At 68.2% G+C, this 3,530-nt stretch carries 2 protein-coding genes and 1 pseudogene; all 3 read right to left on the reverse strand.

Going from position 1 to position 3,530, the window contains the following annotated elements; translation table 11 throughout:
* Nucleotides 1–858: pseudogene (locus tag CUT83_RS04235) on the reverse strand (RHS domain-containing protein); the annotation flags it as partial.
* A gap of 707 nt (nucleotides 859–1,565) precedes the next feature.
* Entirely contained in the window at nucleotides 1,566–1,904 is a 339-nt protein-coding gene (locus tag CUT83_RS04245; RefSeq protein WP_101254533.1) for a hypothetical protein, read from the reverse strand.
* Nucleotides 1,905–2,077: 173 nt separating this feature from the next.
* The coding region (locus CUT83_RS04250; RefSeq protein WP_143688487.1) for an RHS repeat-associated core domain-containing protein at nucleotides 2,078–3,530 on the reverse strand (1,453 nt) is incomplete at its 5' end.

Raw genomic sequence — 3,530 nt, forward strand, 5'->3', positions numbered from 1 at the left:
GGTGGTGCCCCACAGGGTGGTGCGGGTGTGCCAGGCGATCTCGCCCGTCTCGTCGACGAGTTCGGTGGGGGCGCCCACGAGGTCGGTGACGATGGCGAAGAACCGCCGGTCGATCTCGCTCTGGTCGGCGGGATCGAGGAGGCGTTCGGTCTGGGCCAGGGGGCGGTGGCCGTCGTGGTCCCAGGTGAGGGCGACCGGGTGCGGCAGATCGGGTGAGGTGGTGGTCTGCTCGACGAGGACCGGGCCGTCCCAGGTGAAGTCCACCTGTTCGGTGACGGTCTCCCCGTCCGCCGCCAGGCGCTGCTTGGCGATACGGCGGCCCAGCGGGTCGTAGAGGTAGCGCCAGCGGGTGCCGTCGGGGGTGGTGACGGTGGTGAGGCGGTCCTCGGCGTCCCACTCGTAGCGCCAGGTGTCGGGCTTCTTCGACAGCCGGACGCGCTGCCGCAGGACGGTGCGGCCGGCCGCGTCGTACTCGTAGCGGAAGCGCCCGGCGCGGGTGAGGCGGGTGCCGGTGTAGGTGCGCTCGCCGGTGGCGTCGGCGGCGGCGTGCCCGGCGGGCCAGGAGGCGGAGGTCTGGTTGCCGGCCGCGTCGTAGGCGTAGGTCTCGCTCCAGTCGGCCGCGGTGACGGCGGTGACGCGTCCGGCCGGGTCGAGGTCGAAGGCGCGGTGGCCGGACAGGAGGTCGTCGACGGCGGTGAGGTGGCCGTCCGGCCGGTAGTGGTACGTGCGCTGCTGGACGGTGGCCGCCTCCGGGCCGGCGGTGAGGGCCTGGCCGGTCAGGCGCCCGGCCGGGTCCCACCACTGGGCCAGGGTGAGGTGCTCGCCGATGCGGCGGGCGGTCTCGCGCCCGGCGGCGTCGGTGCCGCAGTGCAGCACGGTCGCCTACGGCATGCCGAAATCGCGTACCTCGTTCGCGCGGAGCCCACCTTGGAGGGTCGGAAGCCCGTCGGGGACGTGGAAGCGGGCTTCCGCGGGAGCGGCCTCGGTCGGCACGTGGAGCCCGACGCTCACCAGCTCGTGACTCCCCTTGCCGAACCGGATGTCGTTCTCCTCCGACCACAACCACCGCAGGCTGCCGAAGGTGGTCCGTACCTGCTGCTCGAACTCCGCCCTGCTCGCGAACCGCCGACGACCACCTGAGGTACGTCCAGGGCCAGACGCGGAGCAAAAGGCAACGGAGCGTTCGTCACCACGGCGTCGATGCTGTTCAGAGTGATGTTCATGGGAACTCCACCTTACCCCGGTGAAGTTGCATTGACTGCATGCCTAACATTCACTTTCCCAAGTGAAGTCAATGCTGTCCGCGAGGCGGGCAGGGCAGTCCGGCGGGCCGATCTCGTCCTGGTCGTCCGAGTCGGTAAACCATTTGGCCTCTTCGTGAGCTGAGGCCATGGTGGCCGTATCCCGACGATGCAGACCAGACCGGCTGACGGCCGGTGGTATCATCGAAGGTAACCGATCGAGACCTCGCAGCAGCGGACAGGAAACAGCAGTATTTTTCCGCTCCATGTGATACCGGCTCCCGCATTCTTTTCCCGCGGTTGAGGAAGTGGGGATCACCTCAATCATTCATGGCACTCCAAATCTTCGGCGCGCTGTTTGAGGCTGTCGGCAACATCATCCCAGTCCGGGCCGAAGCAAAGAAGATCAGCTGCCGCCTCCCGTAGCAGGTTTGCGTCGTCGGGGTGTTGCAGGCAAGCCAGGCGATACGCAAGGTTGCGAGCCCAGGGCGGCAATGCCATCCAGTCCTCGCCCAGGACCTCTTGGAGTGTTGCGAGAATATCGTCGGCTGACGCAAAGGTGATCTTCTCTACGTATTCTCTGACGGCCTCGTAGACCTGGCCGCCGGCTGGATCATCAATGGCCTGGCTCAGGTTTCTGGCAGTGGAGGTCAGGTCGGACATTCTTTTCCTTCGCGTGTCAGTGCTTTCTGAGAGCGTCGATAATCCGTGCCTGATGCTGAATGCTGAGAAGTTCACGCACGGCACGTCCCTGGCAGGTGGATCCGCTTCCTTTTCCGCCCGAAAACAAGTATTATCAGGCGGTTCCGCATTACTTTTTCATTCCCTGCTGCGGGTTAGTTGAGCCAGTACGTGGACAACTGGTAAGCACCGTCCGGCCTATGGATCACCCGATACCCGACAGCGTGCCCATCGATCTGCACGGTTCTTTCCAATGGACCGGAGAAACCAGGCCCAGGGGTGGGGACAGTGCCGCCTCCCTCCATGAATCTGTATACATCTGAGACGATAGCCTGCTCGATCTGGTCCGGTTTCAGTCCGGTGGTGCGTAGGTCATTTTGAACCCCGCCCGGTCCGGTGTGAGCACGGTCGTAACCGTGGCCGGTGTTGAAGTGCCACGGGTCATCACCCACCATGGCCGATCGCTTGAGGTCTTGGCCCGCACCCTTAGATGTGTAGTCGCCGATGGCGGGACCGTCATCATCCGGGTAGTCCGGTGCGAGGCCGAGGGGGTCGCACCAGGTGTGGGGGTTGTGGACGTAGGTGGCCGGGTTGGGGGCGGGGGCCAGGCCGAGGGGGTCGGGGGTGGTGTAGCGGGCGGTGGCCGGGTCGTAGTAGCGGAAGTGGTTGTAGTGCAGGCCGGTCTCGGGGTCGTGGTACTGGCCGGGGAACCGCAGCGGCGTGTAGGTGGTGGCGTCGCGGTTCCAGGTGGTGGTGCCCCACAGGGTGGTGCGGGTGTGCCAGGCGATCTCGCCCGTCTCGTCGACGAGTTCGGTGGGGGCGCCCACGAGGTCGGTGACGATGGCGAAGAACCGCCGGTCGATCTCGCTCTGGTCGGCGGGATCGAGGAGGCGTTCGGTCTGGGCCAGGGGGCGGTGGCCGTCGTGGTCCCAGGTGAGGGCGACCGGGTGCGGCAGATCGGGTGAGGTGGTGGTCTGCTCGACGAGGACCGGGCCGTCCCAGGTGAAGTCCACCTGTTCGGTGACGGTCTCCCCGTCCGCCGCCAGGCGCTGCTTGGCGATACGGCGGCCCAGCGGGTCGTAGAGGTAGCGCCAGCGGGTGCCGTCGGGGGTGGTGACGGTGGTGAGGCGGTCCTCGGCGTCCCACTCGTAGCGCCAGGTGTCGGGCTTCTTCGACAGCCGGACGCGCTGCCGCAGGACGGTGCGGCCGGCCGCGTCGTACTCGTAGCGGAAGCGCCCGGCGCGGGTGAGGCGGGTGCCGGTGTAGGTGCGCTCGCCGGTGGCGTCGGCGGCGGCGTGCCCGGCGGGCCAGGAGGCGGAGGTCTGGTTGCCGGCCGCGTCGTAGGCGTAGGTCTCGCTCCAGTCGGCCGCGGTGACGGCGGTGACGCGTCCGGCCGGGTCGAGGTCGAAGGCGCGGTGGCCGGACAGGAGGTCGTCGACGGCGGTGAGGTGGCCGTCCGGCCGGTAGTGGTACGTGCGCTGCTGGACGGTGGCCGCCTCCGGGCCGGCGGTGAGGGCCTGGCCGGTCAGGCGCCCGGCCGGGTCCCACCACTGGGCCAGGGTGAGGTGCTCGCCGATGCGGCGGGCGGTCTCGCGCCCGGCGGCGTCG

The organism is Streptomyces barkulensis, assembly GCF_002843305.1.
In the GTDB taxonomy this organism is placed as follows: Bacteria; Actinomycetota; Actinomycetes; order Streptomycetales; family Streptomycetaceae; genus Streptomyces; species Streptomyces barkulensis.

Bases quoted from the DNA above. Each gene is read 5' to 3' on its own strand.
- CUT83_RS04245 (WP_101254533.1), bottom strand. From the start codon at position 1,904: ATGTCCGACCTGACCTCCACTGCCAGAAACCTGAGCCAGGCCATTGAT.